Consider the following 22,270-nt stretch of genomic DNA (forward strand, 5'->3'; position numbering starts at 1 on the left):
GAAACTTAAGCGGGCTTTTTCATTTACGCTTTCAGCCGGGGTACTCCCTGCCCCCACTCTCGCTCCGGGCCGCCTGATGTCTGCCATTATTGATGACTTTATTGCTCCACCCTGCCATGACGACATTGAGATCCTCTTTCAGGATGACCATCTGGTACTGATCAATAAGCCCGGCGGGCTGCTGAGCCTGTCGGGGAAAAATGCGCAAAATCTTGATTCGGTGCATCACCGTCTGGTGAAGATCTTCCCAGGCTGTACTCTGGTCCACCGTCTGGATTTCGGTACCTCCGGGCTGATGGTCGTGGCGCGCAATAAGGCAGTGAATGCCGCCCTCTGCCGTCAGTTCAGCCAGCGCACCGTGAGCAAGGTATACAGCGCCCTGCTCTGCGGGCACCTGGCGAACAATGAAGGCGTGATAGACGCGGCGATTGCCAAAGATCCGGCGCTGTTTCCACGGATGTCGATTTGCCCGCTTAACGGCAAACCCGCCCGCTCCCGCTATCGGGTGATTGAGCGCCTGTCCCCTGCACCGCAGGAAGGTTTCTCCGTGCCGTTAACGCGGGTGCAGCTGATGCCGGAGACCGGGCGAACCCATCAGCTGCGTATTCACTGCCAGCAGCTTGGTCACCCCATCCTGGGGTGTGACCTGTACGGCGGCCGTCTGCTGCCGGGAACGGAGCAGACCACGCGGCTGATGCTGCACGCCAGCGAACTGGATTTTGTTCACCCCGTCAGCGGAGAGCGGGTGACCGCCCGCCACCCCAGCCCGTTCTGATCCCGCCCGGAAAAAATTCGGCGGGCCTGCCGTTTCAGTTTGCCGGGGCGGCGAGAAAAGCCGGTCGCTGTTCGGCCAGTTGACTGAAGCTGTCCACCCCGGGGTAATCCGCACGGCTGACCACATCCGGCAGCATCAGGCAGGTAAAACGCCACGCCACGGCGATACTGATCCCCCCGTCGGTGAGGATAGCGGGAGAGTGTACCTGCAGATGCCCTTCCAGCGCCTGCCATACGCCGTGAAGCTGTCGGGTCACCCTGTCGACCCAGGGCTGATGCTGTTTTTCCTCCGGCCGCAGACGCCGTTCGTAAACGATCTGCACCGCTTTTTCACAGGCCGCCAGTGCCAGGCCGGTCAGGCTCACATCCCTCACCCTGTCCTCTGCGGATTCAGGCAGCAGCGCAGAGGTGTGCGGCGACAGATCCTGCAGATATCGGATAATCAGTGAAGATTCCATCAGGATCTGCTGGTCATCCGTTATCAGCGTCGGGGCTTTGACCGCCGGATTGATTTTAGCGAACGCCTCAAAATCACCAAATACCGACAGGGGGCGGTGTTCGTACTGCAGGCCGAGCACATTCATACAGACGGCAACGCGTCTGACATAGGGCGAATCCAGCATGCCGATCAAAACCATAGCTTACCTCCAGGTAGATTGATTAACGAACGCTATAACCTGTGCAGCGACAGGCTGGGGGATATCTTCCATCAAAAAGTGTCCGGCGTGCTGATAAATATGCAGGGTGGAGCCGGGAATATCGTGCTGCAGGCGTCGGGCATAGTGGACGGGCTGCCATTCATCGTCTGCACCCCATAAGATCTGCACGGGCAGCCGGAGCTGCGGGAGCCTTTCCGCGAAGTCTGCCGTGTAGCAGGCATTATAGTGGGCTACCTGGTGCTGATAAAATGAGGCCTGCCCCAGCGTGCCACAGAGGGGGGCGAGGAACTGTTCCAGCCGCTCCCCGGCCATCAACGGCTTATTAAAAACCGCCATCTTCAGCTGACGCGTCATCGTGCTGCGATGCTCACTGGCCGGTGTCAGCGCATACTCTGCGTAGCGATCCCGCATATCCCGCCACGTGGGCGACGGCCACGAGTCGTAGCACGGCGCATCGGCAACCGTCAGGGTCAGCAGACGTTGCGGTTCGTCCAGGGCCAGCCGGAGGGCAATCGCCCCGCCGATATCGTGGCCAAAAAGATGCGTTTTTTCCAGCTGCCAGTGGTCCAGCAGATCATGCAGGAACGCGACCTGCGCCGCCACTGAGGTATCGGCCTGCAGGGGGCGCTCGGATGCGCCATACCCGGGCAGGTCATACAGGTGTACCTGAAAACCGGCGTCTACCCATAGCGGCACAAGCGCCTGCCAGATAACCGTATGGGCTGGGGTGCCGTGAACCAGCACCAGAGGGATACCGGAACCGTGAACCCCCGCCGCAATGCGGCAGCCATGAATCACAACGTGCTGGTTCAGTAATGAATGTTCGCGAGGCATAGTCTGCTCCTGAGTCACATTAACGTGGTATCAGCAGGCTACGGCTTGACGGGGTATGACACCAGTGACATTGTTTACCGATGAAAACTCACTTTTGTCATACTTAAATGAATAAACGTCTTTCAGTGGATGCACTCAGGGTATTCAGAACCGTGGTGCAAACCGGCAGCATGACCAAAGCCGCCTCGCTCCTCAACCTGAGCCAGTCGGCGGTGAGCTGGAAGCTGCGGCGGCTTGAGGATCAGCTGCACTGCCCGCTGCTGACGCGGGTCGCCGGCAAAGCCGCGCCGACGGAAAAAGGCAGCGTGCTGTTGCAGCATGCGGAGAAAATACTCCATGAACACGACAACGCCGTGGCCTTTTTTTCCCCGTCGGCGCTGCGGGGCAGGCTGCACGTTGGGGTGACGGAGCAGATCTCGCTGCCCACGGTGTGTGCGACGATTGCGCGTTTCACCCACCATCATCCGGAGGTAGAGATTCAGCTGGAGGTGGAACAAAGCCATGTGCTGCGGCAGCGTTATGACGCGGGAGAGCGGGACCTGATACTGCATCAGGATTTCACCGGCGTTCGTTCAGCGGAAGACCGCGTGCTGTGGAGTGAGAAGCTGTACTGGTGCGCGCCTGCGACCTGGCGCTACACGCCCGCACGGCCCCTGCCGCTTATCAGCTGGGGGCCGGACTGTTTTTACCGCCGCCTGGCGGAGGAACAGCTACACCAGGCTGATATCCCTTACAGAGTGATGCTGGCGTGCCCTTCCATCGCCGGGATGCTGGCGGCGATCCATGCCGGTCTGGGCGTCGGCATTCTGAATGAAGCCAGCGCGGATCGCGGCGTCCAGCCGGTTGCAGAACTGGAGCAGAGGATGCCGCTGCCGGCGGTAGACGCCCTGCTGCGGGTCAATGAACACCGCCATAATCCGGCCAGTGAGGCTTTCTGCCTGATGCTGAGTAAACAGCTGCAGCATCCGGCGCAAGCTGGCGATAACAGGACGGTGACGGACTGATACGGCGCGAATGTCGTATCAGCCGCCAGCGCCGTTTACCACATCAGGTCGTCCGGCACCTTAAAGTCAGCGTACGGATCTTCTTCGTCCTGCTCTTCCTGACTCAGTGCGCTGTTCAGGACAATGCTGCTGGCATCCCGCTGGGCAATTTTGTCGGCAACGCTGGCCGGGATAATGGCGTACTGGCTCTCGCCGCTGTTATCGGCCACCAGACGCGCAATGGCCAGTCGGCCGCTGATCAGCTGGGACTGGGTGAGCTTATCAACGGATATTTTTTTGATCAGGTTGCCATCGGTAAAGTTAAAGCCGATATCCCCTCTTGAGATATCCACCCTGTTCATTTCGATCAGCTGCTTCACCTGTGCTTTGTACTCTTTGGATAACGCAGCCTGTTTCTGCTGTTCGCTCAGCTGCTTATCACGCTCGATCTGGGCTTTTTTATTCTCTTCCACCGCTTCTCTGGCCTCACGGGCCTGCGCTTTGGATTTTTTGACCGTTCTCTGCACTTTGGCCATCTTTTTGCTGCTGACGAGCCCTGCTTTCAGCATCTGTTCTTGTAAGGTCAGTTTTGTCATGGTGATTTCTGAATCCGCTGTAAATTTGCCGGGATTATACCTGTAATTGCCGGGGCTGTGCCAGGTGAAGGGGACTGAGCTTTCAGGGGCACATCTCCCGACGGCCCTCCTCACACTCAGCACTGGCTGAAAAGCCCGTCACGCCGTCATAACAGACTGACTTCCGGTCGCGTGGAGGCCGATCCGTTCCAGCGCACCTCAAAGCCGCACTTGTTGCAGCAGTCGGTGATAAGTGTGCCAACGCGCAGTAAATCCACCTCGGCGCCTTCTGGCGCGCCCCAAAACCCCAGCGAAAGATAGCTTGTGCGTTTAGCACGGTTTTGATCTTGCCGGGTGTAGAAACAGAACCCCTGTATGCCGGTTTTTTCACCCTTATGCTGGTGGAACCGCTCAGTACAGGACGCAAAGGCGTCACTCTGGGTATCACCCGCATCCTGCAGCGCGATAAGCCCTTCCTGCTCAAGGGTGGCAAAGAGGGTATCAAGGCGCGTTTTAGCGGCTCGCCACTGCCCGGCGGTCATCCTGACAGGGTCAGGCTCTGGCTGTTTAACGGGGACGGACCTGCCTGTAACATGAGCAAGCAGCGCGATGACCTCATCAGAGAAAGCGTTCGTCATGATGTGATTACCACACACATCGCAGATATCCGCCTCAGCCCCCGCGTCGAGGAGTATTTGGACATGTGCAACGTCACTGGCGAATTCGGCTGCATAGTAAAGCGCCGTGCCTCCGGAGGGGCCCCTGGCCTCCAGCGGGCTGCCGGCATCAATAAGCATACGCAGGATGTCCAGCATCGCGGTGTGCTGAGTCGCCGTCAGGTTGTGAGTGCCCATCGCCGCCGCCTGAAGCGCGGTGAACCCCCAATCGTTCACTGCCGCAAGATTGGCACCTGTAGCAATGCACGCGCTGACCTCTCCGGCATCCCCCCTCTTTATCGCATCGAAAATATTCCGGGCATTCATACAGGCGTTCCTTGTTAAAAAGACAGGAGAGTATGGCGGTATTCTACAGGCATCGGCAGATTAAGGGGGTCTGAACATGACGGCGATGAAGTCATAGAACAAATCAGGGTTTGGTGTATGCTTATGTACTTATGTACTAGCTATGGAGATCAACAGTGAATTTTACCACCATTGAAGAGGTGAGACATCGTATTGACCAGATTGATAGCGAACTGGTTCACATCATCGCTCAACGCGCCGAATGTGTGAAAGCGGCAGCGTCTTTTAAAAAAGACCCCTCGGCTGTTCGCGCTCCGGACCGCGTCCAGCAGGTTATTGATAAGGTGTGTAAGACAGCCGTTGAGGAAGGCCTTCCCGTCGTCATTATCGAAAAAGTCTACCGAACCATGATCGGCGCGTTTATCGACTATGAGCTTGAGCAACACGGGCAGTTAAGTAAGGAAAAAATCTGACAGAGAAGTGGGATCTGGTGAAACGCAGAGCAAAAAGCGGAAGTTAGCGCTGATTCTTATCGTTGACAGGTTTTCCCCTCAGCGACTGCGCTCTCTGAGATAACGCTTTACACCACGCCAGACAAAAAGCCTAACGCAAAAAAAAGCCCGCCCGAGTTTCCTCCAGCGGGCCTTCAGGGTTAGCGTGCTCAGATATCGAAACGGTCCAGATTCATGACCTTCGTCCAGGCAGCCACGAAGTCTTTTACAAACTTCTCTTTCGCGTCGCTGCTGGCGTAAACCTCAGCAGAGGCACGCAGTACCGCATTGGAGCCAAACACCAGATCGGCGCGGGTCGCGGTGAACTTCACCTCGCCGTTCAGCCGGTCACGCCCTTCAAAGCGCTCTCCACTGCCGTCGGCCGCCTTCCATTCGGTACGCATATCCAGCAGATTGACGAAGAAGTCAGTAGTCAGCTCACCGACACGTTGGGTGAAAATACCGTGCTGACTGCCGTCAGCGTTGGCACCCAGCGCACGCATGCCGCCGATCAGGACCGTTAACTCCGGTACGGTCAGCGTCAGCTGCTGCGCTTTGTCGATCAGCAGATTTTCCGTCGACGTGCGGCCGTGAACGCCGCGATAGTTGCGGAAGCCGTCGGCTTTCGGCTTCAGCAGTTCAAACGACTCAATGTCTGTCTGTTCCTGACGCGCATCCACGCGGCCCGGGGTGAACGGTACTTCGATCGTCACGCCAACGGCTTTCGCCGCCTGTTCCACACCGACCACACCCGCCAGCACGATAATGTCGGCCAGCGAGGCTTTCTGCGTTGACTGCTGGATCGCCTCCAGTACCGGCAGGACGCGGGCCGCCGTGGCGTTGACCTCCCACTCCCTTTGCGGCAGCAGGGCCAGACGGGCACCGTTGGCCCCGCCGCGCTTGTCACCGCCACGGAAGGTTGAGGCCGACGCCCAGGCAACCGAGACCAGTTCACTGACGGTCAGACCGGAAGCAGCAATGTTCTCTTTCAGCAGCGCAATATCCGCCACCGTCGGGTGATACACCGGTACCGGCAGCGGATCCTGCCAGATCAGATCCTCTTTCGGCACTTCAGGGCCGATATAGCGGGCTTTTGGTCCCATATCGCGGTGGGTCAGCTTATACCATGCGCGGGCAAAGGCTTCGTTAAACGCCTGCGGATCGCCGTGGAAACGACGGGAAATTTTCTCAAACTCCGGGTCGAAACGCAGCGTCAGATCGGTCACCAGCATGGTGGGTTTGTGTTTTTTGCCACTGTCGAACGCATCAGGAATAATATCCGCTGCATTAGCGGCTTCAAACTGAATGGCACCCGCCGGGCTGCGCGTCTGCACCCAGTCATACTTGAACAGGTTCTCAAAGAAGTAGTTGCTCCACTGCGTTGGCGTCTGCGACCAGATCACTTCCAGACCGGAGGTGATGGCATCGGCTCCGACACCGCTGCCGTGGGTGCTGGCCCAGCCCAGGCCCTGCGCTTCAATTGGCGCAGCTTCCGGGTCGTCACCGACGTGTTTGGCATCGCCGGCACCGTGCGTTTTACCCAGCGTATGCCCCCCGGCAATCAGGGCGACGATCTCTTCATCGTTCATCCCCATGTTACCGAAGGTGGCGCGGATCGCCGGGGCGGCCGACGCCGGGTCGCCGCTGTGCTCAGGCCCTTCAGGGTTGACGTAAATCAGCCCCATTTCGGTAGCACCGAGCGGGGAAGCCGCCAGGGATTCCGGGTGACGGTGTTCAAGCCAGGTGGTTTCATCCCCCCAGTTCACGTCCTGATCCGGTTCCCAGACGTCTTCACGCCCGGCACCGAAGCCAAAGGTGCGGAAACCGGAGTTTTCCAGCGCGACGTTACCCGCCAGAATATAGAGATCGGCCCAGGAAATTTTCTGACCGTATTTTTGCTTCACCGGCCACAGCAGGCGGCGTGCCTTATCCAGGCTGACGTTATCTGGCCAGGCATTCAGCGGGGAGAAACGCTGCTGGCCACGCCCGGAACCGCCACGCCCGTCAACCGAGCGGTAGGTGCCGGCGCTGTGCCAGGCCATGCGGATGAACAGACCGATGTAGCTGCCCCAGTCGGCAGGCCACCAGGACTGTGAGTCAGTGAGCAGCGCTTTAATATCGGCTTTAAGCGCAGAGTAATCTAATTTGGCGAATTCTTTACGGTAGTCAAACCCTTCATCGAGCGGGTTAGAGCGGCTGGAATGCTGATTTAGCAGGTCGACCCGAAGCTGATTAGGCCACCAGTCACGGCTGGTTGTACCGCCGCCGGAGGCTTTATTACTCTTTCCTTCATGGAAAGGGCATTTCCCGGCCGGGGCTTCGCGGTCAGCCTCAACGATCGGCTTCGCTTCTTCTTCGGGTTTTTCATCAAATGAATGGCTCATGCTCACACTCCCTTATTTATTGTCATGGCTACTTTATACGCAGAGCTCACCAGGTCACACCAGTATTACCCTATGTATTCGATAGCTCTGAATGTGAGTTTTTTGCCATCACCCTGCGAATAACGACAATGACGGCGTTTTCGCCTGGAGTAAAGTGTCCCCCTACAATAAGAGAGGTTTTATCTGATTATCGGTAAACGATCGGGCTCCGCCAGCCAGGATTTTCGCTATCGGCAAAGGGTGTTTTTGGCTATAGTTCCACAACTTAAACAACTACTCAGAGCCGGTATGAAACCCACCCCAGGCGATATTTATTGTGTTTATCATCCCCTCCTTCAACAGTATGTCGCCTGTCAGATCACAGCGCTGAAAGACAAGAATATGGTCGCCGTGCTCGATCTCGACTGGTGCGGCGCGTCCCTGCCGGATGCGGCAGCGCTGGCGGCCATGCGGCCCCTGGTCTGCGATTACTATTTCTGGCGCGGTCGCTTCGATCATTCGTTCCTGCCGGCCAGCATACCGCCCCATTACACCCTGGTCGGGAATGTCCCGCCGCTGGTCCATGAAGAAGTTAACAGCTATGCAGGCGGCTGGAACGTCGGCAACAGTCTGTATAATCAGCGGCACTGGAACGCCATTGATGCGGATAAGCGCGCCCGGTTTAAAGCCGCCTCGCGCGACCGGCAGGTGACGCTGCCCGCTGGCGTACTGCCCGAGAATACGACAAAGATCACCGATACCCATCTGGCGGGCCTGACGGATTACGCGCTGCTGGACCAGCTGCCCTGCCTGACGACGGTTGAAACAGCACAGGGCAGCGAGGGGCTGGCCGCGTATCTTCGTCAGCACCCGTTTATCATGGAGCTGCACTGGGCTTCTTCAGCCGGTATGACCGCGCTGGATCTGAGCGGCAGCCCGCTGAAGCGGCTGATTATTGACCCGACGGGGCTGACCTCGCTCAGGGTAAACGACGGGCTTAACCTGCTCTCGCTGAGCGCTACACCGGCCCCCGATCTGACGATCCACAGCCGCCATCAGGGCCGGGATCTGACGCTGATGCACGGCCAGACGCTGCCCTCACTGCAGGGCCTGGACGCGCTGCGTGGACTGCATCTTACCCAGGTGGCTCAGGCCGATATCGCCGCCATTGCTGACCGCTTCCCGGCGCTGGCGCAATTAAGGCTGTGGGGTAAACCGGGTGTTCTGACCCATATGGACAGCCTGGCGCGCCTGTCTGCGCTGCAGATGTTCACCACGGTCGATCTGTTCGGCTTCGCTCCTGAGGATGTCCCGTCACCGGAGGCGTTGCCCCACATGGCGATGCTGTGGATGACCAGCATGCCCGCTGATGTGGCGACGTCGGTGAAGAAGCGCTGGAAAAAGGTGGATGGCGTCGATCTGTCCATCACTAAACCACGCAAGCCAGAGTGGCTGGCAGAAAATCTGACCAATCCCTTTCGCGACTGGGACGGCCGCGAAAATATCAGCCCGGCCCACGCGAAAAAGGCCGCCGCGCTGTATAAGCAGGCGTGCATCTCCCTGCGTGAGATCAACGGTTCCAGCGATGCCGCGAGCGTTAACGCCACGGCGGAGACCTTAGTACGCAGCTGGGCAGAGGCCTTCAACGCGATGGATCGACGCAGCAGCAGTATTGAAACCATTGAGCGGGAAGAGATTGCCGAAGTGATTTACGGGCTGCTGTGCCAGATGGAGCAGCAGCTGGGGCAAGACGCGTCTGAACGGTTCGACAGACACGCCATGATGGATCTGTTCGATCGGTTGCGGGATTTTTAATCCGCCGGGACGGATAGACGGGTTGACCGGAAAAAAGGTCGCCCCCTGCAGGTGGACATTATCCCTCACACAGCCAGAGATATCCCCCCAGGGGCTGACCTTCGGTTTCGGTCAGCCCGTTTTACAGCAACGGGCGCGATACGTGTTCGGCGGCCGCCTGGTTGGCTTTATCCACCGCCACCGCCAGCGGCTCACCGTTCAGCAACGTGGTACAGAGCATGCCCATAAAGCAGTCGCCTGCCCCGTGGGTGCTGACCAGCTGCACTTTGCGGGCAGGCAGCGACTGGCTGTCCGCACCCTGCTCGCAGAACGCCACACCGTGTTCCCCCGCCGTCACCACCACCGCCGGGAAATCACGCCCCAGGCTCTCTGCGGCCAGGCAGGCGGCGCTTAAATCGGCCACGGTAATCTGGCTGAGATCGCGGGCCTCCACCGCATTGACCACCAGCAGATCCACACCGGCCAGCATTTCCGGGGTCAGCGGGCGCGCCGGGGCAGCATTCAGACACACGCGGATGCCGCGCTTTTTCGCTTCGGCGGCGGCCTGATGGTTTACCGCCTCCGGCACCTCATTCTGCAGCAGCAGCATACTCACCTGCTGCCAGAGAGCATCATCGCTGAGGGACGTCAGGGTTATGTGATTGTTGGCATTCGACACCACCACCGCGCCATAATCGCCTTCCGCATCCTGAATGGCGACGCTCATCCCGGAGGGGAGACCCGCGCCGATCGCGACATGCGTGGTATCCACGCCGTGTTGTTGCAGCACGTCGAGTAAAAACGCCCCCTGCACATCGTCGCCTACGGCACCGGCAAAGCGCACCCGGGCACCGGCCAGCGCCGCCGACACGGCCTGATTACCGCCCTTGCCGCCAAACTTATAGGCACAGCCGCTGCCAATCACCGTTTCCCCTTTTTCCGGGCGATGGTCGGCCTGCAGCAGAATATCGTAATGAAGACTGCCGATGACTAAGATGTGGCTCATACTAGTATTCTCTGAGATCCTGGACTGCCTGTTGGGTTTTCTTCAGGTTCTTCTCCGCCGTCTTCAGATCCTTCTGCGCAATCGCCACAAACAGTGCATCCAGTATGTTCAACTGGGCAATGCGTGACGCGGCGTTTTCCCCCAACAAATGCGAGCCCTGAGAGGTTGAATTGAGCACCACATGCGCGCTGCGCGCAATGGGCGACTCGGCATAGTTCGTAATTGCAATAACTTTGGCCCCGTTACGCGCCGCCAGCTTTATCGGGTCATTTACCGCGCGCGTCGCGCCGGAATGACTGATGGCGATCACTGCATCGTCATCCGATAACACTGCCGCAGACATCAGCATAATATGCGCATCATCGTACACCGTGGTTTTAATCCCAATCTTTAACATCTTATGGGATAAATCCCGCGCGACCGTCGCGGAACCACCGACGGCATATAAATCAATGTGACGCGCTTTAAACAGAATATCCGCTGCCCGGTTAAATTCAGAGACATCAAGAATAGTCAGTGTTTCTTCTATTGCCTGGAGTGACGTCCTGAAGACTTTTGCCAGTAATTGCTCCGACGAGTCATCCGCTTCAATTTCCGCATGCATCCCGGCCACTTCAGAATAGTTATAATAAATCAGACTACTTCTGAAATCCCTGAACCCTGAAAAATTTAACTTCTTGGCAATTTTGACTACCATGGCTTCAGAAACATTATTCATCTGGGCAATTTCTTTAATTGACGTCTGCTCAGACAAATCCGTTTTCGACGTAACGGAGTCAACCACCTTTCTTTCCAGAGGGGTCAGGCTGGGTAATCGCATACGTATTTGAGCGCCTATGGCTCGCGGGTCCTGCTTCATTACTTGCCTCGTGTCGCTCTGTCAATCAACATCGCTATGATAATTATAAGGCCAGTAGCAAGCAATTGATAAAACGCCTGAATATTCAGAAGTGTCAGACCGTTACGTAACGCGCCGAGAATAACCGCGCCGATCAGCGTGCCGACAATACTGCCTTTACCGCCCATCAGCGAGGCACCGCCGATGGCTGCCGCGGCAATCGCATCCAGCTCCCAGAGGTTACCGATGGTGGGTTCTGCCGCCCCCAGGCGGGCAATCAGAATCAGTGCCGCCAGCGAGGCAAGTACGCCGGAAATGACAAACACCGTCACTTTGGTGCGCTTAACCGGGACACCTGCCACACGCGCAGCTTCTTCATTGCCCCCGACGGCGAGAATGTATTCGCCCAGCGGAGTTTTGTTCATCACCACCCACAGGAACAGGGCAATCACCACCACCACGATAATCGGCGTCGGTATGCCAAACACCGTGCTGTTGATCAGGTTACGGAACGCCATCGGAATGCCGAAAACAGGGTTACCGTTGGTAAAAATCAGGGCCAGCGCACGGAACAGCGACAGCCCGCCCAGGGTGACGATAAAGGGTTGCAGTCCGGCATAGGCCACCAGCGTACCGCTGAACACGCCGCAAAGTGCACCAACGCCCAGCGTCGCCATCACCGCCAGCGGCACCGGCACGCCAGCCACCATCAGCGTGGCACCCAGTACGGCTGATAATGCCGCCGTTGGCCCGACAGAGAGGTCAATACCGCCGGAAATAATCACCAGCGTCATGCCCAGCGCGATAATGGCATTAATGGATGACTGCTGCAGAATATTCAGCAGGTTTGGCAGGGTCCAGAATACCGGTGACAAAAATGAAAATGTCACCACAATAATTAATAAACCAATCAGCGTTCCTGCATCGCGCAAATTAAATTTAAACAGTGCCGGGGCCGGCACTTTTGGCTGAGTTTTCTCTTGGGTCATCATGATCATTACCTTTATTCGGTCTTAAGCCAGATCGTTAATCGCGTAACGGGCGATGTTTTCTTCGGTGATAGCCTCACCGCTCAGTTCTTTGGTGATCTTCCCTTCACGCATGACCAGCACCCGATCTGAAATACGCATAATTTCCGGCATTTCAGAAGATACCACCACAATCGCTTTGCCCTGGCGGGCTAATTTCTCTATCAGATTATAAATTTCTGATTTGGCACCAATATCAATTCCCCGGGTTGGCTCATCAAAAAGAAACACTTTATTATCCGCTGCCACCCAGCGGCCGATAATCACTTTCTGCTGATTACCGCCGCTTAATGTGCCAATCGGCTTTTCAATATTTAACGGACGCAGATTCAGATCGCTCATCACTTCCAGCGCCACTTTATCGAGCTGACGCTGGCGTAACAGGCCGGCTCGGGTAAATTTCATCATCGACGGCAGCGCCATATTCATTTTCACCGCACGCTGTTTGATGATGCCCTCTTTTTTGCGGTCCTCCGGCACCAGGCCAATGCCGGCTTTGATGGCGGTGCTGACGTTAAGCGTTTTCACCAACACGCCGTCCACCCGCACGCTGCCGCTGGTGCAGGGATCAATACCGGCAATCAGCTTCAGCAGTTCCGTACGCCCTGCCCCAACCAGCCCGGCAATGCCCAGCACTTCACCCGCATTAACGCTGAAGCTGGCGGACTGTACCGCTTTATCGCGCCCCAGTCCGTCAACCCGCAGCACCTCTTTCCCGGTGATGTAAGACTGATGCTGCACCTTTTCAATTTTGCGTCCGACCATTTTGGTGACGATGGTTTCTTCGGTTTCATCGCCGATGTTCACCACCCCGACCTGTCGGCCATCGCGCAGAATAGTGGCGCGGTCGCAGACCTTGAAGATCTCGTTCATCTTGTGCGAGACGTAGATCAGCGCCACGTTCATCGACTTCAGATCGGAGATCAGCTCAGCCAGCCGGTCGAACTCGCGCGGCGTCAGGCTGGAGGTCGGCTCATCCATCGCAATGATTTTGGCCTCATCCAGCAGCGCACGCGCGATTTCCACTATCTGCTGCTGCGACACTTTCAGATTCTTAATCGGCTCGTCCGGGTCAATGCTCGGATCAAGACGCCGCAGGATGGCGATTGCCCGCTTACGCTGTGCCTTACGGTCAACAAAGCAGCCTTTAAAGCGCGTCAGTGGCCGGCCAAGAAACATATTTTGAGCCACGGAGAGCTCAGGAACGTGCTGCAACTCCTGATGGATCATCGCAATCCCGGCATGGCGCGCAGACAGGGGATTTTTCATCTGCACCACCACGCCGTTGACGGCGATCTCACCGGCATCGGCGGGGCGTACGCCGGAGAGAATATTCAGCAGCGTGGACTTGCCAGCGCCGTTCTCACCGATCAAGGCATGAACCTCACCCGGTCTGACGGAGAAATCCACCGTCTGTAACGCTGCCGCACTGCCGTAGGATTTACTGATGCCACGCATCGTCAGACAAAACTGTTCCATACACCCTCCGCCGTGATTACTGCTGTGCTAAAAGCTGACGCAGCTTGTTATTGTCTTTGGTCGAGAAGGCATCGGCATTGTCTTTGGTGATCAACGCCTGCGGCGTGGAGACGACGCGCGACAGTTTCTGGCCAGCGACCAGGCGCAGCATCACGTCCATCGCCACTTCGCCCGTCAGCACCGGGAAGCTGTCAACGGTACCGGTCAACTCACCGCGTTTGATCGAAGCATAGGCATCGGAAATACCGTCCGTGCCGAAGACGGCGGTCTGCGCCGATTTACCTTGTGAGCGCACGGCTTCTACCACGCCCAGCGCCATGCCGTCATTGTTGGCATAGAAGCCAATCAGATCCGGGTGCTGCTGCAGAATGGTCGAGGCGGCGTTGTAGGCATTTTCGCGGCTCCAGTTGGCCGGTACGCTGGCCACCAGCGTGAACTTACCGTTTTTAGTGATGGTTTCACGGAAGCCTTTCGTCCGCTGTGCGGCGGCGTAAACGCCCGGTTGTCCTTCAATGACGGCGACCTTGCCGCCCTTCGGATAGTGCTGGATAAACCAGTTGGCCACCCGTACGCCGTTGTCTTTCTGCACGTTGCCGACGTAGTGGGCCGCATTCGGCATCACCGCATCGTTAACGTTGACCACCGGGATGTTTTTGCTTTTCGCTTCTTCATAGGCAGGTTGCAGGTTGGCATCGGTCTGCGGGGAGACCAGCAGGCCGTTAAAGCCCTGTGAGATCAGAGTTTCGGCGATCGACAGCTGGCCCAGCTGATCGTCTTCGTTAGCGGCCGCCTGATATTCGACGGTGATGCCGTATTTTGCGCCCGCGGCTTTGTATCCTTCACCCAGCGAGCGCCAGTATTCGTTGGTCAGCGTTTTTGATACGCCACCGATTTTCAGTTTTTTGTCCGGTGCCGGCAGCGGCCCGTATTTTTCAGTGAGCTGCGTCCAGTCGGTGCGGTCAGCTTCGGTATCGGACTGCAGCGGCGGCAGATCCGCTGCATAAACGGTCGAGCAGAACAGTGTCGCGGTGAGTACAGAGAGTAAGTGCTTTTTCATAATCTATCCTGTTATTTTTATAGGGTTTATAACCCGTGGGAGAGACGTGTTACGGTGCCAGCATAATGTCGTTAACAATCTGCTGAGAGGTGACGGCATCCTGGCGGCTGATGGCGTCCAGCAGGGCCGGGTTGTTATCCAGCTTGTCGCAGAGCCGCAGTAAACGCGTAACGGTGGCAATGTTGGTTTCCGCTTCACGCACCGGGTCAAGACCGCTGGCATCCGGGAAAGTGTCAAAATAGTAAGCGCCCTTATAACCGTCGCGCTTCATCTGCCAGAGGAACTCCAGCGTGGCGCGCGGGTTAACGGAAGCGGCCATCAGACCATCATCGCGTTTGCCCCAGCCGTCGTTCAGATCGAGGCCGAGCAGGCGTGAACGGCGGGCCACCATGGCGGCGGCATAGGCCGGGATCTCATTCGCATACAGCACGTGGGCAAAGTCGAGGGTAATCCCCAGATTCGGACAGCCAGCTTCTTCCACCGCCAGCAGGCAGGTGGTGACGTTAGGGAAGATGGCGAAAGCCCGCGGTTCGTTGGGTTTGTACTCAATACTGACGTCCATATCCCCGGCATATTCCGCCACTTCGCGCACCGCGCTGACCGCATCTTCCCAGACTTTTTTGTAGTCGACCTGGAAGCAGTAATCAAAACCGTCCTGCCCCATCCACAGCGTCATGATGCTGGCACCAAATTCGCGTCCGGCATCAATACCGCGCTTAGTCAGTTCGATCGCCTGACGACGAATTTTGGCATCCGGGTTGGTATACGCGCCGATTTTAAATTCCGGTGCATCCCAGCGCATCTGCATGCCGTTCACCGCCAGACCCACGTCTTCAATTTTCTGACGCATGGTTTTGACATCGTCGGTGATGTGCTGCGGATAGTTCAGATCCAGATGGGTCAGGCCTTTGGCCGTAGCGGCACGCTCAATCATCTGCAACACGGAAGGCTTGCCTTTCAGCTCTGGCCAGTAGCGCCACGCGCCGGACGCAAAGGAGTTGAGGCGGGTAGCAAATTTCAGTTCTGACATATCGGTGTCCCTGGTTGTTGAGTTGTGAATTACTTTACAACTTTACATTTATTTGTGAACAAGTGCATTACTATCACCAACAAAAATTCCCCGCAACCACGGCCGCTGTTTTCATCAGCAATTTGGGCGCTGCCTCACGAAATCTGCGCGGCAGAAATCCGGCCACGGCAAAAATCTGCGTAACTGTGTTGCAGGTCGCATTTTGAACATCGGGGAAGGCGTGAGCGGAGCGTTGCCCGTTGTGCGTCCGGGAGGAAAGATTTACTGTTTCATTACGAGCAGTAAATTTTAACGCATTCAAACCGCGCGGGGAAAGCGATGTCACAGACCATAATCACCCTTAAAAAGTCATTTTTCAGCAGCACACCGCGTGAGATTGTGCGGTCAGGCGACTGCCGCGCTGAAATCTACCGCACGACGTCCGGCATTGAGGCCGTCCGTCTGAGTAACCGCCGCGGGCACCTGGTGATCCTGCCCTGGTACGGTCAGATGATCTGGCAGGCGACGTTTGATGGCGTTGACCTGACCATGCAGAGCGCCTTCAAAGAGCCACGGCCCGCAGCGGACATTGTCGGCACCTATGGCTGCTTTATGTATCACTCCGGCCTGCTGCGCAACGGCAATCCCGGCCCGCAGGATAGCCACGCGCTGCACGGTGAGATGCCGCTGGCAGCCATGGATAGCGCCAGCATTGAAACCGGAGAGGATGAGCACGGGCCATGGATGGCGCTGGCCGGTGAACGGGAATACCTGATGGGCTTTGGCGATCACTACATGGCCCGCCCGCGCGTAGTGCTGCGCCCGGCGGCGGCCACCTTTGAGCTGCGCATGGCGGTGGAAAACCTCTCGGCGGATGACATGGACCTGATGTACATGTGCCACGCGAACTTTGCGTTTGTTGAAGGGGGGGAAATCCTGCAGCCCACCGGCTTCAGCAGCGCCGATATGGTGGTCCGCACTTCGGTTCCCGCCCTCGTCAGGGCCAGCGACAGCTACCTGGCCCACCTGCAAACGCTGCAGGAAGATCCCTCTGTCACCCGCACCATCAGCGCCCGCCTCGGCGTGGATCCCGAGCTGGTTTTCTATCTGAAAAACCTGAAGACCGCGCCGGACGGCCGGGTGCATGTGATGCTGCGCCGGCCAGAAGGTGACGCCTTTTCAATGTGTTACCACCCGGAGGAATTTTCCCATCTGGTGCGCTGGATCCTCGCCAACAACCGGCAGAAAGTGTGCGCTTTTGCCATGCCCGCCACCTGTGGAGTGGAAGGCTACCAGGCTGAAAAACAGCGCGGCAACGTCCGCACGCTCAGGGGCGGAGAGTCGGCCAGCTTCACCCTGACCCTCGGCTATCTCAACGCGCAGGAGGCCGTGCAGGAAGCAGCAATGGTGCAGGCGTCGCGCTAGCGCGCTTTTATCACTCAGGGAAATCCGAGTTGTGAGCTGAATCAAATAAGGACACTTTGGTTACGCAATAAAATTTACTTTGAAAGTTTTTTGAGTAAAGTCAATTTTGCCAGCGGGACATTTAATGCGGTTTGTTCCAGGCACTGAGAGAAGACGAGACAGTTTTCCAGGGGTGCTGAAGACGGGACTTCCTCTTCTTACCTTCTCCCTTTTTTACCGTTTAGCCACGTTCACTGTCCCGACGGGATCCGGGGCGACAGGCCAGCCTGTCACCCTGCTCCTCTGCGGCGTATTGCCAGAGAACGATGCGTGAAGATAACTATGATAATGAAGAGGTATCACCATGAATCGCCGCATTTTTGTTAAAGCAATGAGTTTATCCGTGCTTATCTCGATGAGCGCCGGTCTCGGCTGGTCAACTATCGCCGCTGCCGCGGAAACCAAAACCATGGTCACCGTGGTGAAAGCCGTCGGCGTGCCGTGGTTTAACATCCTCAATCAGGGGCTGGAGGAAGGCGGTAAACAGTTTAACCTGAAAACCTCTATGGTCGGGCCAACCCGCGCCGACCCCGCGCAGCAGGTTAAGCTGATTGAAGATTTGATTGCCAAGAAAGTGGACGTAATTGGCCTGGTGCCGCTGGACACCAAAGTTACGGCGCAGGTGGTGAAACGTGCGCGTGACGCCGGGATTATGGTGATCACCCAGGAAGGTCCCAATCAACCGGGCAAAACCTGGGACGTCGAGCTGATGAGCGCGCAGGCCTACGGTGAAGCGCAGATGAAGGCGCTGGCCCGTGAGATGGGTGAAAAGGGTGACTACGTGATACTGGTCGGCACGCTGACCACCACCGGACACAATCAGTGGGCGGATGCGGCGATTGCCTATCAGAAAGCACACTACCCTGACATGCGACTGGCGGCCGACCGCTTCCCCGGTGCGGACTTTATTGATGAATCCGAACGCGTCACCCAGGATATCCTGAAAGCCTATCCGAAAGTGACCGGCATCATGTCGATGGGATCTAACGGGCCTATCGGCGCGGGTAATGTGCTGAAAAAACGCCATCTGGAGAAAAAGATTGCGCTGGTCGGCACCACCATCCCCTCACAGGCCCGGGCTTACATTATGTCTGGCGTGATCCGTGAAGGCTTCCTGTGGAACCCGAAAGAAGCCGGTCTGGCCATGACCTCCGTTGCCCGTCTGGCACTGGATAACGCCAAATTTGAAAACGGTATGACCATCCCAGGCCTGGGGAAAGCGACCGTGGACAGCGAGAATAACGTGGTCATGGTCGATCGTATCCTGACCATCAACAAATCTAACATCGCCGGGCTCATCAAACTGGGCCTCTGAACCACTCCATTTGCCTGATACCGTCCCGGCGACCCGCCGGGACGGCCTCCCTGTACCCTCACTTATTGCAAGGGGCCGCGTGATGTCCGTTTTCTTACAGCTAAATGGAATTTCGAAAATATTTGGTGGCGTCCATGCGCTGTCTGACGTGGAGCTCCAGCTCAGAACCGGCGAGGTTCACTGCCTGTGCGGCCAGAACGGCTGCGGTAAATCCACGCTGATCAAAATCATGTCCGGCGTTCACCAGCCTGAACCTGGTGGCAAAATTACTATCGCCGGGGAGCCGATCGCCCATCTGACGCCGGTCGAAAGCACCCGCCTCGGCGTGCAGGTGATTTATCAGGATCTGTCGCTGTTTCCCAATCTGACCGTGGCGGAAAATATTGCCATCGGCCTGCACGTGGGCGGGCTGCGCCAGGTGAACTGGAAAAAAGTACAACAGCTGGCCAGCGATGCCATGCAGCGCATCGGCGTATCGCTGCCGCTGAACGATAAGGTGGCGGATATCTCGATCGCCCAGCGTCAGCTGGTCGCGATCTGCCGTGCCATGGCCGCCGACGCGCGCCTGGTGATCATGGATGAACCGACCTCCTCCTTAACCCGCTATGAGGTGGACGCGCTGCTGAAACTGACCCTGCAGCTGAAGGCCAGCGGGATCACCATTGTTTTTGTCAGCCATCGTCTGGATGAGGTGCTGGAAATTGCTGACCGGGTCACCGTAATGCGTGACGGAAAGATGCTAGGCACCTACGACGCCCGCGACATGTCGGACCGCAAGCTGGCGACCCTGATGACCGGCAAAGAGTTCAGCTATCAGTGCGCGGCCAAAGATCGCCCTGAAACGGCAACGGTGCTGGAGGTGCGCGGGCTGTCGCGCTCTGGCGAATATCAGGACATTCACTTCGATGTGCGGCGTGGGGAGATCTTAGGCCTGACCGGGCTGCTCGGGTCAGGACGCACGGAGCTGGCGCTGTCGCTGTTTGGCCTCACCCGCCCTGAACAGGGCGAGATTGTGCTGAACGGCGAGGTCACCCGACTGCGGTCAAACCGCGATGCCATCCGGCGCGGGGTGGCCTATTTATCCGAAGACCGCCTGGCGCTGGGTCTGGTGCTGGAACAGTCGATCAGCGCCAATATCACCCTATCCGTGATGGAGCAACTGGTCGGTAAAGGCGGCCTGATCCGCGATGACTGGTATGAGAGCACCGTGCGTCACGGCATCGAGTCGCTGACCATTAAGGCCGGTAACCCCGACAATAAGGTGAAAACGCTGTCCGGGGGAAACCAGCAGCGCGTGGTGCTGGCCAAATGGCTGGCCACCAATCCCTGCCTGCTGATCCTCGACAGTCCGACCGTGGGGGTCGACATTCATGCCAAAGACGGCATTTACGCCATCATCAGGAGCCTGGCCGCCAGCGGTATGGCCATCATCATGATCTCCGACGAAATTCCGGAAATTTACTACCACAGTGACCGCGTGCTGGTCATGCGTGCCGGTCGCTTAAACGGCGAATACATCCCAGGGCGCTGCTCTGAAGACGAGCTGAAGGAGGCGGTCAATGCGTGATTTTTTCCAGCGTTTTATCCCGACGCATGAGTGCCGGCTGCTGATTGTCATCACCCTGATGGTACTGTTGCTGGCTTTCTCTACGCCGGAGTTTGCCTCTCTGCAAAACCTGGTGGATGTGCTGGGTGCCACGGCCTTTACCGGTATTCTCGCCGCCGGTCTGCTGGTGGTGATCATCACCGGCGGCATCGATCTCTCCTTTGCCGCCGTGGCCTCGATTACTCAGTTTGTTGCACTGACGGTAGCTAACCACTTCGGCATCGGCTGGGTCGGGGTGTTTGCTATTGCGGTCGGCCTCGGCGTGGTGCTGGGTTTCATTAACGGCCTGCTGGTGAACTCACTGAGAACCTCGGCGCTGATTATCACCATTGCTACGCTGAACGTCTTCTTTGGCATTCTGCTCACCGTGACCGGCGGCGCGGATATCTTCGCCCTGCCGGACTGGTTTACCGCCGGGTTTGAATTTGTCTTCTATACCGACGCCGGGGGCATCCCCTATACCATTAACTTCCAGATTATGGCGCTGTTCCTGGTGTTTCTGCTGACCTGGCTGCTGCTTAACCGCAGCAATGTCGGCCGCCAGATTTACGCCATGGGTGGCAACCCCGATGCGGCCCAGCGCGTGGGTTTCAACGTCTATCGCCTGAATATGCTGGTATACGGCTACATGGGTGCGCTGGCCGGGATTGCTTCGCTGGTGCAGGCGCAGCTGGTGCAGTCGGTCTCCCCCACGGCCCTGGTCGGGCGCGAGCTGGACGTGGTGGCGGCGGTGGTGATCGGCGGAGCCAGCCTGACCGGCGGTTCCGGCACCGTGCTCGGCACCGTGCTCGGCCTGGCGCTCATCGCCATCTTACAGAACGGGCTGATCCTGCTCGGGGTCTCGTCGTACTGGTCTCTGTTCAGCACCGGGCTGGTGATTATTGCCGCCATGATCATGATGGCCAGAGAAACACGTCAACGTCATAAGCAGGCTGAAGCAGGAGTGGTGCCATGAAGCATAACGTTAACCGTCTCTCCGACCGTATCCAGCGGCGCGTCGGTACCACCAATGCGCGGCTGCTGGTGATGCTGGCGCTGATGATCACCGGCCTCGGTCTGCTGGAAGGCAGCAAACTGTTTGGTGTTGCCGGACTGCAGTCGATGGGTTTTCAGCTGCCTGAACTGGGTTTCCTTGCGCTGGCAATGATGATCCCGATGCTGTCCGGCGGCATCGATCTGTCAATTATCGCCACCGCAAACCTGTGTGCCCTGACCGTGGCCTGGACACTGACGGCGCTGATGCCGCTGATGCCGGACAGCCACGGCGTCAGCTGGGGAATGTTGCAGGTGGGTGCGCTGGTGGCCGGTCTGCTGGTGGCCGCGCTGGTCGGCCTGCTTAACGGCGTGCTGGTGGCTTATCTGCGGGTACCGCCGATGCTGGCGACGCTCGGCACCATGACTGCCGCCAAAGGCCTGGCCATTGGCTTCAGCCACGGTAACGTGATCTCCGGTTTCCCGGCACCCATCGTGTTTATCGGCAACGGAACGCTGCTCGGTATCCCGGTGGCGCTGATCATCTTTGCGGCGGTAGTGTTCCCCCTGAGCGTTTTTGTCAACAAAACGCCGCTGGGCAGCGCCATCGCCATGATCGGCTCAAACGAGCGCGCGGCAGAATACTCCGGCGTGAACACGCGCCGCAGCCTGGTGTGGGTCTACCTGATTTCGGCCCTGCTGGCCGGGGTAGCAGGGATTATCATGATGGCCCGCTTCGACTCGGCCAATGCCGCCTACGGGGAGAGCTATCTGCTGGTCGCTATCCTTGCCGCCGTGCTCGGCGGGGTCGATCCGCTGGGCGGGTTTGGCCGGGTGAGCGGCGTGATCCTGTCGCTGCTGATCCTGCAGCTGATGTCCACGGCCTCGATACTGCTCGACCTCAGCCAGTTTATCACCCTGGCACTGTGGGGGGCGATCCTGCTGCTGGCCTCGGGCGGACTGGTGCTGAGAGAGTGGATGTCAGAGCGGTCAAAAGCGAAGACCGCCACCCGAACACGGACGGTCTGACGCGCTGATTTTTCCCGCACGGGCCGCCACGG

Annotated in this window: 20 protein-coding genes; 9 read left to right on the forward strand and 11 right to left on the reverse strand. The window is 57.8% G+C overall.

The annotated features are described in order from the left end of the window. Positions 1-76: 76 nt before the first annotated feature. Positions 77-775 carry an RluA family pseudouridine synthase gene (locus ACZ3HG_RS05915; RefSeq protein WP_465332242.1) on the forward strand — a complete coding sequence of 233 codons (699 nt, stop codon included), beginning with the start codon at positions 77-79 and terminating at the stop codon, positions 773-775. Positions 776-809: 34 nt separating this feature from the next. Here the strand turns inward: ACZ3HG_RS05915 and ACZ3HG_RS05920 are convergent, their stop codons facing one another. Next, positions 810-1,412 carry a glutathione S-transferase gene (locus ACZ3HG_RS05920; protein ID WP_465332243.1) on the reverse strand — a complete coding sequence of 201 codons (603 nt, stop codon included), beginning with the start codon at positions 1,410-1,412 and terminating at the stop codon, positions 810-812. Positions 1,413-1,415: 3 nt separating this feature from the next. Continuing rightward, entirely contained in the window at positions 1,416-2,267 is an 852-nt protein-coding gene (locus ACZ3HG_RS05925; RefSeq protein WP_465332245.1) for an alpha/beta fold hydrolase, read from the reverse strand. 107 nt (positions 2,268-2,374) lie between these two features. Here ACZ3HG_RS05925 and ACZ3HG_RS05930 point away from each other — a divergent pair, with 107 nt between their 5' ends. Next, positions 2,375-3,271: a LysR family transcriptional regulator gene (locus ACZ3HG_RS05930; RefSeq protein ID WP_465332247.1), complete on the forward strand. Its 897-nt coding sequence runs from the start codon at positions 2,375-2,377 to the stop codon at positions 3,269-3,271. A gap of 35 nt (positions 3,272-3,306) precedes the next feature. Here the strand turns inward: ACZ3HG_RS05930 and ACZ3HG_RS05935 are convergent, their stop codons facing one another. Both ACZ3HG_RS05935 and ACZ3HG_RS05940 read right to left on the reverse strand, forming a co-directional pair. Next, positions 3,307-3,846 (reverse strand): DUF2058 domain-containing protein, encoded by a 540-nt coding sequence (locus tag ACZ3HG_RS05935; RefSeq protein WP_062742759.1) that lies wholly within the window; start codon positions 3,844-3,846, stop codon positions 3,307-3,309. Positions 3,847-3,992: 146 nt separating this feature from the next. Beyond that, entirely contained in the window at positions 3,993-4,808 is an 816-nt protein-coding gene (locus tag ACZ3HG_RS05940) for an ankyrin repeat domain-containing protein (RefSeq protein ID WP_465332249.1), read from the reverse strand. Between the two features lie 155 nt (positions 4,809-4,963). Between ACZ3HG_RS05940 and ACZ3HG_RS05945 the strand changes: the two genes are divergently transcribed. Then, a complete protein-coding gene (locus ACZ3HG_RS05945) occupies positions 4,964-5,260 on the forward strand; it encodes a chorismate mutase (protein WP_191932830.1) in 297 nt (98 codons plus the stop codon). A gap of 188 nt (positions 5,261-5,448) precedes the next feature. Here ACZ3HG_RS05945 and katG read toward each other — a convergent pair whose 3' ends face one another. Next, on the reverse strand, positions 5,449-7,662 hold the full coding sequence (katG, locus tag ACZ3HG_RS05950; RefSeq protein ID WP_191932831.1) for a catalase/peroxidase HPI: 2,214 nt from the start codon (positions 7,660-7,662) through the stop codon (positions 5,449-5,451). A gap of 288 nt (positions 7,663-7,950) precedes the next feature. On the opposite strand from katG, the gene ACZ3HG_RS05955 reads away from it, so the two are divergent. Continuing rightward, positions 7,951-9,456 carry a hypothetical protein gene (locus ACZ3HG_RS05955; protein WP_465332252.1) on the forward strand — a complete coding sequence of 502 codons (1,506 nt, stop codon included), beginning with the start codon at positions 7,951-7,953 and terminating at the stop codon, positions 9,454-9,456. A 121-nt stretch (positions 9,457-9,577) separates the two neighbouring features. Here ACZ3HG_RS05955 and ACZ3HG_RS05960 read toward each other — a convergent pair whose 3' ends face one another. Genes ACZ3HG_RS05960 through ACZ3HG_RS05985 form a run of 6 tightly spaced genes read right to left on the reverse strand, consistent with a single transcriptional unit; the run spans position 9,578 to position 15,873 of the window. Beyond that, positions 9,578-10,441, reverse strand: coding sequence for a ribokinase (locus tag ACZ3HG_RS05960; protein WP_191932833.1), 864 nt, complete (start codon positions 10,439-10,441; stop codon positions 9,578-9,580). Position 10,442: 1 nt separating this feature from the next. Next, entirely contained in the window at positions 10,443-11,300 is an 858-nt protein-coding gene (locus ACZ3HG_RS05965; protein WP_191932834.1) for a MurR/RpiR family transcriptional regulator, read from the reverse strand. Beyond that, on the reverse strand, positions 11,300-12,271 hold the full coding sequence (locus ACZ3HG_RS05970) for an ABC transporter permease (RefSeq protein ID WP_062742766.1): 972 nt from the start codon (positions 12,269-12,271) through the stop codon (positions 11,300-11,302). Before ACZ3HG_RS05970 ends, ACZ3HG_RS05965 begins: the two co-directional genes overlap by 1 nt. A 21-nt stretch (positions 12,272-12,292) precedes the next feature. After that, the gene (locus ACZ3HG_RS05975) at positions 12,293-13,786 is read right to left on the reverse strand and encodes a sugar ABC transporter ATP-binding protein (protein WP_191932835.1); all 1,494 of its coding nucleotides are present in this window, start codon (positions 13,784-13,786) and stop codon (positions 12,293-12,295) included. A gap of 16 nt (positions 13,787-13,802) precedes the next feature. Continuing rightward, positions 13,803-14,843, reverse strand: coding sequence for a sugar ABC transporter substrate-binding protein (locus ACZ3HG_RS05980; protein WP_062742768.1), 1,041 nt, complete (start codon positions 14,841-14,843; stop codon positions 13,803-13,805). Positions 14,844-14,892: 49 nt separating this feature from the next. Further along, positions 14,893-15,873, reverse strand: a complete 981-nt coding sequence (locus ACZ3HG_RS05985; protein WP_118663779.1) for a sugar phosphate isomerase/epimerase family protein — start codon at positions 15,871-15,873, stop codon at positions 14,893-14,895. A gap of 318 nt (positions 15,874-16,191) precedes the next feature. Here ACZ3HG_RS05985 and ACZ3HG_RS05990 point away from each other — a divergent pair, with 318 nt between their 5' ends. The 5 genes from ACZ3HG_RS05990 (at position 16,192) to ACZ3HG_RS06010 (ending at position 22,238) form a co-directional block, all read left to right on the forward strand. Further along, entirely contained in the window at positions 16,192-17,277 is a 1,086-nt protein-coding gene (locus tag ACZ3HG_RS05990) for an aldose 1-epimerase family protein (RefSeq protein WP_191932837.1), read from the forward strand. A 343-nt stretch (positions 17,278-17,620) separates the two neighbouring features. Then, a complete protein-coding gene (locus tag ACZ3HG_RS05995; protein WP_062742771.1) occupies positions 17,621-18,631 on the forward strand; it encodes a substrate-binding domain-containing protein in 1,011 nt (336 codons plus the stop codon). A gap of 82 nt (positions 18,632-18,713) precedes the next feature. Then, positions 18,714-20,198, forward strand: coding sequence for a sugar ABC transporter ATP-binding protein (locus ACZ3HG_RS06000; protein WP_191936558.1), 1,485 nt, complete (start codon positions 18,714-18,716; stop codon positions 20,196-20,198). Then, positions 20,191-21,192, forward strand: coding sequence for an ABC transporter permease (locus tag ACZ3HG_RS06005; protein ID WP_191932839.1), 1,002 nt, complete (start codon positions 20,191-20,193; stop codon positions 21,190-21,192). Before ACZ3HG_RS06000 ends, ACZ3HG_RS06005 begins: the two co-directional genes overlap by 8 nt. Then, positions 21,189-22,238: an ABC transporter permease gene (locus ACZ3HG_RS06010; protein WP_062742774.1), complete on the forward strand. Its 1,050-nt coding sequence runs from the start codon at positions 21,189-21,191 to the stop codon at positions 22,236-22,238. Before ACZ3HG_RS06005 ends, ACZ3HG_RS06010 begins: the two co-directional genes overlap by 4 nt. Positions 22,239-22,270 lie beyond the last annotated feature (32 nt).

Source organism: Erwinia sp. PME.40.26/001 (assembly GCF_055556675.1).

Coding starts and splice junctions, on each gene's coding strand:
- ACZ3HG_RS05955 (WP_465332252.1), top strand. CDS start 7,951: ATGAAACCCACCCCAGGCGATATTTATTGTGTTTATCATCCCCTCCTT.
- katG (WP_191932831.1), bottom strand. CDS start 7,662: ATGAGCCATTCATTTGATGAAAAACCCGAAGAAGAAGCGAAGCCGATC.
- ACZ3HG_RS05920 (WP_465332243.1), bottom strand. CDS start 1,412: ATGGTTTTGATCGGCATGCTGGATTCGCCCTATGTCAGACGCGTTGCC.
- ACZ3HG_RS05915 (WP_465332242.1), top strand. CDS start 77: ATGTCTGCCATTATTGATGACTTTATTGCTCCACCCTGCCATGACGAC.
- ACZ3HG_RS05970 (WP_062742766.1), bottom strand. CDS start 12,271: ATGATGACCCAAGAGAAAACTCAGCCAAAAGTGCCGGCCCCGGCACTG.
- ACZ3HG_RS05965 (WP_191932834.1), bottom strand. CDS start 11,300: ATGAAGCAGGACCCGCGAGCCATAGGCGCTCAAATACGTATGCGATTA.
- ACZ3HG_RS05940 (WP_465332249.1), bottom strand. CDS start 4,808: ATGAATGCCCGGAATATTTTCGATGCGATAAAGAGGGGGGATGCCGGA.
- ACZ3HG_RS05925 (WP_465332245.1), bottom strand. CDS start 2,267: ATGCCTCGCGAACATTCATTACTGAACCAGCACGTTGTGATTCATGGC.
- ACZ3HG_RS05990 (WP_191932837.1), top strand. CDS start 16,192: ATGTCACAGACCATAATCACCCTTAAAAAGTCATTTTTCAGCAGCACA.
- ACZ3HG_RS05975 (WP_191932835.1), bottom strand. CDS start 13,786: ATGGAACAGTTTTGTCTGACGATGCGTGGCATCAGTAAATCCTACGGC.
- ACZ3HG_RS05935 (WP_062742759.1), bottom strand. CDS start 3,846: ATGACAAAACTGACCTTACAAGAACAGATGCTGAAAGCAGGGCTCGTC.
- ACZ3HG_RS06000 (WP_191936558.1), top strand. CDS start 18,714: ATGTCCGTTTTCTTACAGCTAAATGGAATTTCGAAAATATTTGGTGGC.
- ACZ3HG_RS05985 (WP_118663779.1), bottom strand. CDS start 15,873: ATGTCAGAACTGAAATTTGCTACCCGCCTCAACTCCTTTGCGTCCGGC.
- ACZ3HG_RS06005 (WP_191932839.1), top strand. CDS start 20,191: ATGCGTGATTTTTTCCAGCGTTTTATCCCGACGCATGAGTGCCGGCTG.
- ACZ3HG_RS05930 (WP_465332247.1), top strand. CDS start 2,375: ATGAATAAACGTCTTTCAGTGGATGCACTCAGGGTATTCAGAACCGTG.
- ACZ3HG_RS05980 (WP_062742768.1), bottom strand. CDS start 14,843: ATGAAAAAGCACTTACTCTCTGTACTCACCGCGACACTGTTCTGCTCG.
- ACZ3HG_RS06010 (WP_062742774.1), top strand. CDS start 21,189: ATGAAGCATAACGTTAACCGTCTCTCCGACCGTATCCAGCGGCGCGTC.
- ACZ3HG_RS05960 (WP_191932833.1), bottom strand. CDS start 10,441: ATGAGCCACATCTTAGTCATCGGCAGTCTTCATTACGATATTCTGCTG.
- ACZ3HG_RS05995 (WP_062742771.1), top strand. CDS start 17,621: ATGAATCGCCGCATTTTTGTTAAAGCAATGAGTTTATCCGTGCTTATC.